Origin of the sequence: Jannaschia halovivens, assembly GCF_046452375.1 — a bacterium.
In the GTDB taxonomy this organism is placed as follows: Bacteria; Pseudomonadota; Alphaproteobacteria; order Rhodobacterales; family Rhodobacteraceae; genus Jannaschia; species Jannaschia halovivens.
In genome coordinates this window covers 707,408-719,941 of record NZ_JBKFDJ010000001.1, presented here as the reverse complement: position 1 = coordinate 719,941, position 12,534 = coordinate 707,408, and the positions used below count along the sequence as shown (strand labels likewise).

General features: G+C 65.0%; 12 protein-coding genes. All 12 read right to left on the bottom strand.

Going from position 1 to position 12,534, the window contains the following annotated elements:
* Positions 1–3 precede the first annotated feature (3 nt).
* The 12 genes from ACK8OR_RS03630 to ACK8OR_RS03575 all read right to left on the bottom strand — a co-directional run bounded on the left by ACK8OR_RS03630 (position 4) and on the right by ACK8OR_RS03575 (position 11,851).
* Positions 4–360 (bottom strand): helix-turn-helix domain-containing protein, encoded by a 357-nt coding sequence (locus ACK8OR_RS03630; protein ID WP_410188088.1) that lies wholly within the window; start codon positions 358–360, stop codon positions 4–6.
* 10 nt (positions 361–370) lie between these two features.
* Positions 371–706, bottom strand: a complete 336-nt coding sequence (locus ACK8OR_RS03625) for a hypothetical protein (protein ID WP_410188087.1) — start codon at positions 704–706, stop codon at positions 371–373.
* Between the two features lie 581 nt (positions 707–1,287).
* The gene (locus ACK8OR_RS03620) at positions 1,288–2,445 is read right to left on the bottom strand and encodes a Gfo/Idh/MocA family protein (RefSeq protein ID WP_410189859.1); all 1,158 of its coding nucleotides are present in this window, start codon (positions 2,443–2,445) and stop codon (positions 1,288–1,290) included.
* An 88-nt stretch (positions 2,446–2,533) separates the two neighbouring features.
* Complete coding sequence (locus ACK8OR_RS03615; protein ID WP_410188086.1) at positions 2,534–3,589, bottom strand: sugar phosphate isomerase/epimerase family protein; 1,056 nt, start codon at positions 3,587–3,589, stop codon at positions 2,534–2,536.
* A complete protein-coding gene (locus ACK8OR_RS03610) occupies positions 3,586–4,626 on the bottom strand; it encodes a LacI family DNA-binding transcriptional regulator (RefSeq protein WP_410188085.1) in 1,041 nt (346 codons plus the stop codon). Before ACK8OR_RS03610 ends, ACK8OR_RS03615 begins: the two co-directional genes overlap by 4 nt.
* Entirely contained in the window at positions 4,623–6,227 is a 1,605-nt protein-coding gene (locus ACK8OR_RS03605; RefSeq protein ID WP_410188084.1) for a dihydroxyacetone kinase subunit DhaK, read from the bottom strand. The genes ACK8OR_RS03610 and ACK8OR_RS03605 overlap by 4 nt, the downstream gene beginning before the upstream one ends.
* A 12-nt stretch (positions 6,228–6,239) precedes the next feature.
* Positions 6,240–7,229, bottom strand: coding sequence for an ABC transporter ATP-binding protein (locus ACK8OR_RS03600; RefSeq protein ID WP_410188083.1), 990 nt, complete (start codon positions 7,227–7,229; stop codon positions 6,240–6,242).
* Positions 7,229–8,317: an ABC transporter ATP-binding protein gene (locus ACK8OR_RS03595; RefSeq protein ID WP_410188082.1), complete on the bottom strand. Its 1,089-nt coding sequence runs from the start codon at positions 8,315–8,317 to the stop codon at positions 7,229–7,231. Before ACK8OR_RS03595 ends, ACK8OR_RS03600 begins: the two co-directional genes overlap by 1 nt.
* A 5-nt stretch (positions 8,318–8,322) precedes the next feature.
* Positions 8,323–8,511 carry a hypothetical protein gene (locus ACK8OR_RS03590; protein ID WP_410188081.1) on the bottom strand — a complete coding sequence of 63 codons (189 nt, stop codon included), beginning with the start codon at positions 8,509–8,511 and terminating at the stop codon, positions 8,323–8,325.
* The gene (locus ACK8OR_RS03585; protein ID WP_410188080.1) at positions 8,508–9,449 is read right to left on the bottom strand and encodes a carbohydrate ABC transporter permease; all 942 of its coding nucleotides are present in this window, start codon (positions 9,447–9,449) and stop codon (positions 8,508–8,510) included. Before ACK8OR_RS03585 ends, ACK8OR_RS03590 begins: the two co-directional genes overlap by 4 nt.
* Position 9,450: 1 nt before the next feature.
* Positions 9,451–10,398, bottom strand: a complete 948-nt coding sequence (locus ACK8OR_RS03580; RefSeq protein WP_410188079.1) for a carbohydrate ABC transporter permease — start codon at positions 10,396–10,398, stop codon at positions 9,451–9,453.
* A gap of 133 nt (positions 10,399–10,531) precedes the next feature.
* On the bottom strand, positions 10,532–11,851 hold the full coding sequence (locus ACK8OR_RS03575; protein WP_410188078.1) for an ABC transporter substrate-binding protein: 1,320 nt from the start codon (positions 11,849–11,851) through the stop codon (positions 10,532–10,534).
* Between the last annotated feature and the right edge of the window lie 683 nt (positions 11,852–12,534).

Genomic DNA, 12,534 nt, shown 5'->3' with positions numbered 1-12,534 from the left:
GGATCAGTCCTGCTCGACGCCGGAACGGGCGCGTAGGTACTCGGCGAACCTGCCCAGTTCGTCCCGATCCGTTCTCGATAAGTCGGCCGCGCGACGTGCGAGATGCGCGACATCGATCGGGAGGCTCGACGCTGCTTCGTCTTCCCCCACGAAGTACGCCACAGGCTGGCGATAGAGCTTCGCGAGACGTTGCAACTCGAACGCTTCGACACGTCGATTGCCAGCTTCGATCTCCGACAGCGCCGTGCGCTGGATCTTGAGATACTCGGCGACCTCCCCCTGTTTCAGCCCGAGATACTTACGAGCCTCCCGTAGGCGCTCTCCAAGAGCCTTGCGGGCTTCTTGATCAACCGGTTCCATTCCACCCTTGTCACTCACAGCCTTTGGCCCCCTGCTTCCTCCACTGCGCCTCAAGACGCGGCATCAGGTGATCAAGAGCGTCTTGGATCGACCCGTAGCCCCCGGTGCGAACCGTGGCATCTTTCGGCGTGAACCCCAGCACAGGTTCAAGAGCACAAAGCAGATCGACAACCCCAAGGGAGTCGAGCCGCACCGCCGCGACAGCGGCTGCTGCGGGCGAGGCTGGTAGTGTGGTGCCTTGGATCGCCGCCTCAACTTCAGCAGCCTGCGTGAGCTCGTCGCGTAGAACTAACTCAACATCTGCCGTCGGAAACGGCGCCTTCTTGGTCTTCGTTGCTGTCGTCATCTGATGTGTCCGATAAGAAACCTTGCTGCGGACATTAGTGTTGGATTATCCAACATTCAAGGTGGTCGATCGGCCGGCCGGGCCAACCCACCCGCCGCCAAACCGATCGCTTGAAGATCACGAATGGGTGTCTGACGCCCCATGGTCTGTCTCGCCTTAAGTCGCTGTCTGAGGAAGCTCCATTCGCTTACGAAGATGCGGGCAATTCCGTCTGGAACTTTCGAAATGACGAAGGCGCGAGGATGGCCCAAAGCCGCATCAGCTTTCGGGGTGGGACGGGCTGATAGTATCGATTGGGATTGGGCGAAATATGACTTGCACGGTTGGCGTTGGTCTCCTGTACCGTGTCCACCTTAGAGGTCTACGGAGGCCAATTCGAATGCTGCGCGGCAGCATATCTCGCTAGGAGGACTGTCCGCTTTGGGCCGCTTGCCGACACTGTCGCATTTCGACTAGAAGGTCCGCCTTCTTTGGTTGGAACGCCAAAGATAAAGTACCATTTCAAGAACAAGATGATCCGAAATAAGCGTTGGCTCTCTCTTACCCGGCGGCATATTGGCCATGTACCTGCCTCCCACCACCTAGTCCCGCATCGCGACCCACGCGGCGTTCTGGTTCGATGATCGAACGCATGCGTCGACGAAGCGGACGCCGTCTAAGCCGTCTTCGATGTCGGGGAAATGGACGGCGTCTGGCGATGCTGTGCCGTCACGGGCTGCGAGGATCACTTCGGCGGCTTCGGAGTAGATATTCGCGAAACCTTCTAGATAGCCTTCGGGATGGCCTGGCGGAATGCGGGACAGGCGCGAGTTCGCCTCCGTCGCCCCAGCCCCGTTGCGGGTCAGCAGGCGCTTCGGTTCGCCCAGAGGTGTGTGCCAGAGATAGTTCGGATCCTCCTGCGCCCAGTTCAGCCCGCCCCTCTCGCCATAGACCCGCAGGCGAAGGGCATTCTCGTTTCCGGGCGCGACCTGGCTGCACCAAAGCATCCCCTTCGCCCCGCCTCCAAACCGCAGCAACACATGACCGTTGTCGTCAACACGGCGGCCGTCGACGAACGCGTCGAGATCGGCGGCAAGCTCGGTCGCGCGCAGGCCGGTCACGTAGCATGCGAGATTGTAGGCGTGGGTGCCGATATCGCCCGTCGACCCGCCCGCGCCGGACCGTGTGGGATCGGTGCGCCATTCGGCCTGTTTGAAGTCCTGATGCTCTGTCAGCCAGTCCTGCGGGTATTCGACCTGAACCACGCGGATCGTCCCCACGGCGCCGCTTGCGACCATCTCACGGGCCTGACGGACCATCGGATAGCCGGTGTAGTTGTGCGTCAGGACGAAAAGCGCGTCTGACGCTTGCGCGGCAGCATGGAGCGCCTTTGCATCCTCGAGTGTAGAAGTCAGCGGTTTGTCGCAGATCACGTGGATCCCGGCCTTCAGAAACGCCTCGGCCGCGGCGCGGTGAACGTGGTTCGGCGTGACGATCGAGACCGCTTCGATCCCGTCGTTCCGCGCAGCCTCTTCCCGCGCCATCGTCTGGAAATCATCGTAGGAGCGGGCAATGCCGAGCGCCTCTGCCGAGGCACGGGCACGTTCGGGAGTTGAGGACAGCGCGCCGGCGACCAGTTCGAACCGGTCGTCGACGCGGGCGGCGATACGGTGAACGCCGCCGATGAACGCGTCCTGCCCGCCGCCCACCATGCCGAGGCGGATGCGGCGGCCGAGCTGTTCGTTACGTCCTGTGACCATGGTGTCGGTTCCTTTTGTCACGTGGTCCGGCGCGCATTGCCCGGAGTTTTGTCGGTCGGCGAAGGAGCGCCTGTCTACCGTGCCGCAGTCAGTCGAGGCCCAGCATCTTGCGGTTCGCGGCCTCGTCCGTGCCTCCATCCGCGAAGTTGTCGAAGGCGTGGGGGGTGACGCAGATGATATGATCACGGACGAAGGCCGCGCCTTCGCGCGCGCCATCCTCGGGGTGTTTAAGCGCGCATTCCCATTCGACCACGGCCCAGCCGTCGAAATCGTTGGCCGCCATCTTGGAGAAGACTGCCCCGAAATCGACCTGACCGTCACCAAGCGAACGGAAGCGGCCCGCACGGTCGACCCATGACTGGTAGCCCCCATAGACACCCTGCCGACCGGTTGGGTTCAACTCGGCATCCTTGACGTGGAACATGCCGATCCGGTCGCGGTAGATGTCGATGTTGTCGAGGTAATCGAGGGCCTGGAGCACGTAATGCGAGGGATCGTAGAGCATCATGGCACGGGCGTGGTTACCGACACGTTCGAGGAACATCTCGTAGGTGACCCCGTCGTGCAGATCCTCGCCCGGGTGGATCTCGTAGCAGACGTCCACGCCGCATTCCTCGGCATGGTCTAGGATTGGACGCCAGCGTCGGGCCAATTCATCGAAAGCGGTCTCGATCAGGCCCGCGGGGCGCTGCGGCCAGGGGTAGACATAAGGCCAGGCGAGTGCGCCAGAAAACGTGGCGTGGGCGGTGATGCCGAGGTTTCGCGACGCTGTCAGCGCCTTCTTCACCTGATCGACGGCCCAGTCCTGACGGGCTTTCGGATTGCCGCGGACCTCTGGTGCGGCAAAGCCGTCGAAGGCGTCGTCATAGGCGGGATGGACGGCGACGAGTTGTCCCTGAAGGTGGGTCGACAATTCGGTGACGGCGACGCCATTCGCTTCGGCCTGGCCCTTGAACTCGTCGCAATAAGTCTTGGACTCGGCGGCCTTGGCGAGATCGAAGAGGCGCGCGTCCCAGCTGGGGACCTGCACGCCGATATAGCCGCAGTCCGCCGCCCACTTCGTGATCCCGTCCCACGAATCAAATGGCGCCTCGTCGCTCGCAAACTGCGCAAGAAACAGCGCCGGGCCCTTGATCGTTTTCATGTCTGTCCTCCCTCCGGCCCGGGATCGGGCACATTTTCTTTCAGGTGTATATCGATTCGGATACGTTCCTGCGCGGGGTCGAAGGGCGCTCCGTCGGCGGTGGCCCGCAGCAGCCGGATGGCCGATCGGACGAGGTGCCCTGCATCCTGGGTGATCAGCGCGTCGAACGTGCCGTCCATCAGCGCGGCGCGCGTCGTGGGCGTCAGTTCGTGAGCAATCACGGTCAGGTCCCGACCTTCCAGCGCAGCGATCAGGCCCGCATTGCCTGCAGCCGAGGAATAGATGCCCACCACGTCGTCGGTCAGCGCTTCGGCCAGCAGGCTTTTCACCCGCTCGGGATCATCGCGACCCTCGAGCGAGGCGCCGACGCTCATGCCCGGCGTCTCGGCCATGACCTGATCGAAGCCCTGCCGTCGCTCCAAGTGATCGCGGGCAAGCCGGGACCCCGTGATGACCAGCACACGGCCTGGGCCGGCGACGAAGCGCGCCATCAGCTGGGCGGCGGTGCGGCCCGCCCGGATGTTGTCGATGCCAACAAAATGATCCCGCTCGGACGACGGCAGGTCCGAGACAAGCGCCACCACGGCGAGGCCGCGCACCCGTGCGCGCCGCACGGCGTCGCGAACCGATGGAGTTTCAGGCCCGAAGACCGCCACGCCGTCGCCCGTGGCCGCGTCAAGCGCGGCGACCACGGCCTGCGGATCGAAGGCGGCGACCGGCGTGACGGTCAACCGGGTGCGGTGAATGGCGGGCTGGGCGCGGCGGGTTTCGATCTCGGCGCGCAGGCTGGCCACGAATTCGTTGTCGGTATCGGGCAGGATGAACGACAGATCATAGACGCGCCGCTTGGCGAGGTTGGCGGCGGCGGTGTCGCGGACATATCCGATACGGTCGATGGCTTCGCGGACGCGGGCGACGGTTGCCTCGCGCACACCGGGCCTGCCGTTCAGGACGCGGTCGACCGTGGCGAGACTGACGCCCGCCGCCTCGGCCACGTCAAGCGTGGTCGGCGCGGAGGTGCCCGCGCCGCCGGTCATGCGCAGGCGAGCCCTTCGAAAACGCGCGCCACCGCCTCGGCTCCCGGATCGGCATGGCCGGTCAGGTTCGCCTCAGGCACGTAAGCGGCGCGCCCGGCCTTTGCGCGCCCGATCCGAGCCGTCGCATCCGCGCCTTCGCGTGCGGCCTCAGCCGCTTTGTCCAGTCCGCGCGGCAGGGCGTCCAGCGCCGGAGCCAGCGCGTCGATCATGGTGCGGTCTCCGGGACGCGCGCCGCCCACCTCCATCACCCGGTCGAGACCCGCGCGCAACGCGTCGGGAACCGAGGCGCCATTGGCGCAGGCGTCCCCCGCGGCATTGAAGTAGATCGCGAGGATCACCCCCGACGAGCCGCCCATCGTCTGGCTGAGCGCATTCCCGAGTGCGGGAAAGAGCTGCGTCAAATCGGCCAGCGGCATCGCGTCGAGGTCCGATTTCAGGGCGCGAGCGGCGGTCGCGAGCGTCGAGCCGGTGTCGCCGTCGCCGGACTTCGCGTCGAGCGCGTTCAGCTCTGCTTCGGCGTCGACCAGAAGGTCGCAGACGGTTCTGATAATGGACTTAGTGCGAGGATTGTCCGACCGGATCGGTGCGATCGGCGTCAGTCCGTCCGGGAGGGGCTTGATCGTCGGATCGGCGAAGGCAGACAGCCCGGGCCACGCCGATAGCGGCGTGGGCGCGGCCAGCAGGTCGGCCTCGTCATCCTTCAGATCTAGGACAGACAGGGACACCCCGTGCATATCGAGCGACGTCATCAGCCGTGCCGGGCCAATCACGTGGGCGGCCAGTCCCGCGCGATGAACAGCGCGGGTCAGAACCGACAATTCCAGCGGCGTCGTCGCGCCGAGGTCGTTGATGAGGACCACGCGGTCGGCTTTCCCGTCCGGAAGGCGCGAGACCATAGTCGCGACCGCATCGTCTGCGCCCTTAAAGTCGATCTGTTCCACCCCCGGTTCGCCGTGGATCCCGAGGCCCAATTCTGCCTTGCCGGCGGGGATGCGATCCTCCCGCGGGGAGCCGGGGACGGTGCAGGTCGACAGCGACTTGCCGATGGAGGCGATGCGCGGGATCAGGTCGCGCGCGCGGGCGGCGATGGTGTCAAGGTCGTCGCCCCGTTCGGCCATGACGCCGGTGATCTTGTGGACGAAAAGCGTACCTGCAACGCCGCGCGCCTGCGGCAGGTCGGGTAGCGCAACGTCGTCATCGACCACCACCATCTCGACCCGCTTGCCCTGCGCGCGGGCCCGTTCCGCGGCGAGGCCAAAGTTCAGCCGGTCGCCGGTGTAGTTCTTGACAATTAAAAGGCAGCCCGCCTCGCCGGTGACGGCGAGGATGCCCGCCAGTACCGCTTCGACCGAGGGCGAGGCGAAGACCTCGCCGCAGACAGCCGCCGTCAGCATACCGGGGCCGACAAAGCCCGCATGGGCGGGCTCATGCCCCGATCCGCCGCCGGAAACGAGAGCGACCTTCGAGCGATCCCAGTCGGCGCGAATGACGATCTTGATATGCGGATAGCCGTCGAGGCGGGCGAGCGCCCCGCCCGAGCCCGCGATCAGCCCGTCGATGGCCTCGGTGACCAGATCGGCCTTGTCGTTGATGAACTGCATAGGGGTCCTCCCTCAGAGACGGGCGCCGTCGGCGGCGAACCAGAGCGGGTTTCGGGGGGCGATCTGAACGGTTTCGCCCACGTCGGGGATCCTTGTATCGGCCAGGGTCACGAAGTCCTGCCCGGCAAGCTTGAGGTGCAGGCGGGTCTGATCGCCCAGATGCTCGACGCGGGTGACCTGCGCCTCGCGCCCGTGGCCCAGCGTGATGTGCTCGGGGCGTAACCCCACGACATGTGCGTCGGGCGGTGCGTCGCCGAAGAGGTCGGCGGGCAAGAGGTTGATCCGGGGGGAGCCCAGCCGGGCGGCGACGTAAGCCGAAGCAGGATCTTCGTAGACCTCGCGCGCGGTCCCGACCTGAACCAAATGGCCGCGATCCAGCACGCCGATCTTGGAGGCCATGGTCATCGCCTCCACCTGATCATGCGTCACGTAAAGCAGCGTCGCCTTCAGGTCGGAATGGATGCGCTTCAGCTCGATCCGCAGGTCCGAGCGCAGCTTGGCATCGAGCGAGCTGAGCGGCTCGTCCATCAGGAAGATCGCCGGGTCGCGCACCAACGCCCGCCCGATGGATACGCGTTGCATCTCGCCGCCAGAGAGCTCGGTCGCCTTGTTGTCGAGCTTATGGGGGATGCGCAGGACCTCGGCCACCTCCCGCACCCGCGCCTCTACGACATCGGGGGGCGTCTTGAGGATCGGGGACTTGAGAGGGAAGGCCAGGTTTTCACGCACGGTGAGATGCGGGTAGAGCGAATACTGCTGGAACACCATCGCAACGTCCCGGCTTGCCGGGGTCTCGCCCGAGACGTCGCGTCCGGCAATGTGGATCGAGCCTTCATCGGGCGTCTCGAGCCCAGCTATCAACCGCAGCGTCGTGGTCTTTCCGGCGCCGGTCGGCCCCAGCAGGACGACGAAGCCGCCATCCTCCACCGTCAGGTCGATCCCTTCGACGCCGATATCGCGGCCATAATGCTTGGTGACAGAGGTCAGGCGGACTTCGGCCATCAGACCACCCCCTCGTTCAGTTCGGAGCGGAGAGCGCGACCGGAGCTCTCGTCAAACAGCGTCACCCGTTTGCCGTCGATCGCCAACGCAGCCGTCTCCCCAGCGGCCGCACGGCGGTCGGCGCCGGTGCGGACCTTCACCTCGCCGAAATCGGTCTCAAGAGTGACCACCTGCGATGTGCCGAGATATTCAGTGGCCACGACGCGCCCCCGAAGCGGGCCGTCATCGGTCAGCGAAATATGCTCGGGCCGCGCGCCCAGCACGAGGCGACCCTCGGCGCCCTCTCGTGCGGCCGGGATCGCGACCGCGCGACCCGCAAGGTCAACGGATGTCGCCCGTTTGGCCACGGTACCATCGAAAGGCAGGAAGTTCATCGACGGGTCGCCGATGAAGTCCGCCACGAACATGGTCGCGGGGGTGTCGTAGATCTCGCGCGGGGTGCCGAACTGCTCGACCACGGCGTTGTTCATCACCACGATCTTGTCGCCCATCTGCATGGCCTCCAGCTGGTCGTGGGTGACGTAGACGGTCGTGGCGCCCATCCGGTCGTGCAGCGCGCGCAGCTCCTCGGCCATGCGCTCGCGGAACTCGGCGTCGAGCGCGCCCAAGGGCTCGTCCATCATGAAGGCCTTGGGCTCGCGCACGATGGCGCGTCCCAGCGCCACGCGCTGCCTGTCGCCGCCCGAGAGCCCGCCCACGGGGCGGTCGAGGATGTCGTGAATGCCAAGGATCGTGGCGACCTCGTCAAGCTTCGCCTTCACGCGTGCCTTGTCCCAGCCCTGGGAGACGAGCGGGTAGGTGATGTTCTTGCGGACGTTCATGTGCGGGTAGAGCGCGAACATCTGGAACACGAAGGCGATGTCCCGCTCGGTCGCCGGGCGCTGGGACACGTCCTCGCCGTCGATGGCGATGGTGCCCGACGTGGGCAGCTCCAGCCCCGCGATCATCCTGAGCGTCGTCGTCTTGCCGCAGCCCGAGGGGCCGAGCAGCATGAAGAACTCCCCGTCCTCGATGGTGAAGGACGACTCCCGCACGGCGGTGAAGTCGCCGAACTCCTTCCGCAGGTCCGTGATCTCGATGCGGGCCATGCGCGCTACTCCGGGAAGTGGCTGACGACGATGAACATCACCGTGCCCACCAGCGTGACGAGGAAGCTCCAGGTGAAGAGCGCGAGGGCGAAGGGCTGCATCAGCATGAAGACGCCCGCCGCGATGAGGATGGTGGCCACCAACTCCCACGGGCCGCGGCGCAGGCGGAGGAGGCCTTTGAGGAACCCGGTCATTTCCGCACCGCCCCGAAGGTGATGCCGCGCAGGAGATGCTTCCGCAGCGCGACGGTGAAGATCATCACCGGCAGCAGGAACAGCGTGGCCCCCGCCGCGACGGCGGGCCAGTCGAGGCCGCCGACGCCGATGATCGTGGGGATGAAGGGGGGCGCCGTCTGCGCGTTGGCCGAGGTGAGCAGGACCGCGAAGGCGTACTCGTTCCACGCGAAGATCAGGCAGAAAATGGCCGTGGACGCGATGCCCGTGGCGGCCTGCGGCAGCACGACTTTGTAGAAGGCCTGGAACCGCGTGTAGCCGTCGATAAGCGCGGCCTCCTCGTACTCGCGCGGGATCTCGTCGATGAAGCCCTTCAGTAGCCACACGGCGAGCGAGATATTCACCGCCGTGTAGAGTAGGATCATGCCCAGATGCGTGTCCGACAGGCCGAGCTGGCGGTACATCAGGAAGATCGGGATCGCGACGGCGATGGGCGGCATCATCCGGGTGGACAGGATGAAGAACATCAGGTCGTCGGCCAGCGGGATCTTGAACCGCGAGAAGGCGTAGGCCGCCAGCGTGCCGAGGAACACGCTCAGGAAGGTCGAGCCGAAGCCGATGACGACGGAGTTGACGAACCGCTCCCCGAACTTGGACGGCCCGGCGATGATCATGTCGTACTGCCGGACGATGCGGTCGTACCACGTCGCGGGCTCGTCCAGCGCGGCCAGCGCCTCGGGCGAGATGCGGGTCCGCGTCGTGAACAGGTTCACGTAGCCTTCCAGCGTCGGCTCGAAGAGGATTTTGGGCGGGTAGGAGATGGCGTCGGCGGGCGACTTGAAGCCGGTCATGACGATCCAGACCAGCGGCACCATCGTGATCAGCGCGTAGGTGACGACGAGGATCGCGGCGACGGTCTTGGAGCGCTGGGACGGCTCGGTGATGGAATAGCTGCTCATCCTAGCGTTCCTTCACCTTGTTGAGCGCCTTCACGTAGATGCTGGCCAGCCCGAACACCGTGACGAAGAGGATGATCGCGTAGGCCGAGGCGTAGCCCGTGCGCCATTTCTCGAAGGCCTCGCGCTTGAGGTCGATGGAGGTGAGCGTCGTGATGTTGCCGGGCCCGCCGCCCGTGAGCTGGACCACGAGGTCGAACATCTTGAAGTTCTCGATCCCCCGGAACAGCACCGCCAGCATCAGGAAGGGCAGGACCATCGGCACGGTGATCGTGAAGAACTGCCGCAGCGGCGAGGCGCGGTCGATGGCGGCGGCCTCGTAGATGTAGTCGGGGATGGACCTGAGCCCCGCGAGGCAGATCAGCATCACGAAGGGCGTCCACATCCAGGTGTCGACGATGACGATGGACCACGGCGCGAGGTCGACGCTGCCCAGCATGTCGAAGCTCGACGGATCCTGCCCCGTCAGGAAGGCGACCACGTAGTTGAAGAGGCCGATCTGCGGCTGGTAGAGGAAGGACCAGAAGTTGCCGACCACGGCGGGCGACAGCATCATCGGCAGCACGATGATCGTCGTCCACAGGTCGTTGCCCTTGAACTTCTTGTTGATCAGGTAGGCCAGGGTGAAGCCGATCAGCACCTGCAGCGCGATCGTCCAGAACAGGAAATGCGCGGTGGCCTGCATCGTCAGCCACGTGTCGCCGTCGGTCAGGATGCGCTCGTAGTTCCGCAGACCCACCCATTCCGGCTCGCGGTTGAGGCGGTTGGCGCGGAAGTTGGTGAAGGACAGGCGCACCGTCCAGATCAGCGGAAAGATGTTCACCGCCAGCAGCAGGAAGATCGTCGGCGCCACGAAGATCCACGCGATGGCGCGGTCGCTCAGCCCCCGGACCTTGCGGGCGACACGGGGCGGCGTCTTGGCGGCGGCGCGGTCTGCGAGGGTGTCGGACATGCGGTCTCCGGTCGCGCGGGCGCGGCACGCCCCGGACCTGTTCCGGGGCCTCGATGGGCGGGAGGGGGCGCGGAGCCGGGTTGCCCGGCTCCGCGAGGCCCCGGGTCGAGCCCGGGGCGCGCGAGGTCTGCCGCTACAGCTTCCCGTCGTCCTCGAAGACCTCGGTCCAGTCCTCGATCAGGGCGTCCAGCGCCTCCTGCGCGGTGCCCTGGTCGGCCACCACGTAGTTGTGGATGCGCTCCTGCATGGCGAGCAGCAGCTCGGCGTAGGTCGGCTCCTGCCAGAAGTCCTGCACCGCTTTCATCGCCTCGAGGAAGTCGCCCGCGAAGGGCTGGCTGTCGACGAAGGACGGGTCCTCCAGCACGGCGTCATGCACCGCGTAGCCGCCGAGCGCCCACCACTGCTTCTGGACCTCGGGCTGGGCGAACCACTGGATGTACTCCAGCGCCGCGTCCTGCTTGTCCGAATAGGCGACGACGGAGATGCCCTGGCCGCCGAGCGTCGAGGCGGCCTGGTTCTGGCCGGGGTTCACGAAGAAGTCGATCTTGTCGCCGCCGATCTCCGGGTCCGCGTAAAGGCCGGGGAAGAAGGCGAACCAGTTCATCGCCATCGCCACCTGACCGGATTTGAACGCGTCCAGCGATTCTCCCATGTAGGAGTTGGTGTAGCCCGGCGGGGTGCAGCACTCGTAGAGCTCCTTGTAGAACTCCAGCGCCTCGACCGCCTCGGGCGAGTTGACCGCGCCGACCATGTCGTAGCTGCCCGGCTCGTTCTCGTACTTGAAGCCCCAGGCGTAGAGCGCGCCCGTCACGCCCATGGTGATGCCCTCGGACCCGCGCTCGGTGAAGATCGAGACGCCGAACCGCTCCTGCCCGTCGATCTCGCGGCCCTGGAAGAACTTGGCGATCTCCATCAGCTCGCGCTGGGTCTGCGGTTCGCCCAGGGGGCGGCCGACCTCGGCCTCGAAGGCGGCCATGATCTCGGGATCGGTGAACCAGTCCTTGCGGTAGAACCAGCCGTTCGCGTCGCCCATTGCGGGCAGCGCGTAATAATTCGGCGTGCCCTTGGGCCAGGTCGAATAGGCATAGACGGCGGCATCCGCGAAATCGTCCATGCTGATCCCCGTCTCATCGAAGAAGTCATTCAGCTTGACGTAATGGCCGTTCTCAGCCCCACCACCAATCCACTGGCTGTCGCCGATCAGCAGGTCGCAGAGCTGCCCGCCCGAATTCAGCTCGTTCAGCATCCGATCGGCGAAATTGGGCCAAGGCACGAATTCGAAGTTCATCGTGTGGCCGGACTGCTCCTCGAAGTTTTTTGAGAGCTCGACAAGGGCGTTGGCGGGGTCCCATGCGGCCCAGCAAAGGGTCAGGTCGTCGGCCGCTGCCTGCGTGCCGAGTGTCGCGCCGACTAGGGCGAGCGCGCTGACCGATGTCAGCTTGATCTTGTTCATAATTATCCTCCCGTTGGCGGGTCTTGACCCGGCTCCCATCCGAATCGCCCGCTTATCCGACGGTAAATGAGGCACGTGCCTCAAGTCTAGAGGTTTCGGTGCTGAAGTCTCTTGAGCTCGACTGATCCGGCCTCTCGCGATGAACCACCGAGGTGTCCGCGCTGTATCTGCAAGGCGGGAATGGACCACGCTACCGACGTCGCAGTGCACATCGGCAGGGCCGACATTTCGAATAGCGAGAGCGAGCTTTCACCAAACGAGAAAACGCTGCAGATTACGGTTACTGGGGTGACCCGGTTCTAAGACCCTTGACATAAGTTGCAGCTCAGTACGCGGGGACCTGCAATGGCGCGGGGACTGGACCGGATGGCCTTATTGTTCGCCAATTCGCATGCGGCACAATTACAACAACTGTCTGAAACGGCTGAAAGAAAATGCCTGATGAGAGCTGATCTTCGAGCGGGATGCAGCGAGCAGCCCAAGAAATAGTTCAACGAACCGGTCCCGCGTTGGCGTCGTAGAAGGTCTAAAGATGCTCTGGCTCGATCAGAAGAGAAACGGTCGGAGACCAGGCTACAGGCGACCTCCATATCTACTGCGGCGATGGTTGGGACCAGGGATCATTATGTCTGATGCTGCGCGTCGCACTAATGCCGCTAGCTTTCAAGATTGGTCCATGATCA

Bases quoted from the DNA above. Each gene is read 5' to 3' on its own strand.
- ACK8OR_RS03630 (WP_410188088.1), bottom strand. From the start codon at position 360: ATGGAACCGGTTGATCAAGAAGCCCGCAAGGCTCTTGGAGAGCGCCTA.
- ACK8OR_RS03625 (WP_410188087.1), bottom strand. From the start codon at position 706: ATGACGACAGCAACGAAGACCAAGAAGGCGCCGTTTCCGACGGCAGAT.
- ACK8OR_RS03620 (WP_410189859.1), bottom strand. From the start codon at position 2,445: ATGGTCACAGGACGTAACGAACAGCTCGGCCGCCGCATCCGCCTCGGC.
- ACK8OR_RS03615 (WP_410188086.1), bottom strand. From the start codon at position 3,589: ATGAAAACGATCAAGGGCCCGGCGCTGTTTCTTGCGCAGTTTGCGAGC.
- ACK8OR_RS03610 (WP_410188085.1), bottom strand. From the start codon at position 4,626: ATGACCGGCGGCGCGGGCACCTCCGCGCCGACCACGCTTGACGTGGCC.
- ACK8OR_RS03605 (WP_410188084.1), bottom strand. From the start codon at position 6,227: ATGCAGTTCATCAACGACAAGGCCGATCTGGTCACCGAGGCCATCGAC.
- ACK8OR_RS03600 (WP_410188083.1), bottom strand. From the start codon at position 7,229: ATGGCCGAAGTCCGCCTGACCTCTGTCACCAAGCATTATGGCCGCGAT.
- ACK8OR_RS03595 (WP_410188082.1), bottom strand. From the start codon at position 8,317: ATGGCCCGCATCGAGATCACGGACCTGCGGAAGGAGTTCGGCGACTTC.
- ACK8OR_RS03590 (WP_410188081.1), bottom strand. From the start codon at position 8,511: ATGACCGGGTTCCTCAAAGGCCTCCTCCGCCTGCGCCGCGGCCCGTGG.
- ACK8OR_RS03585 (WP_410188080.1), bottom strand. From the start codon at position 9,449: ATGAGCAGCTATTCCATCACCGAGCCGTCCCAGCGCTCCAAGACCGTC.
- ACK8OR_RS03580 (WP_410188079.1), bottom strand. From the start codon at position 10,398: ATGTCCGACACCCTCGCAGACCGCGCCGCCGCCAAGACGCCGCCCCGT.
- ACK8OR_RS03575 (WP_410188078.1), bottom strand. From the start codon at position 11,851: ATGAACAAGATCAAGCTGACATCGGTCAGCGCGCTCGCCCTAGTCGGC.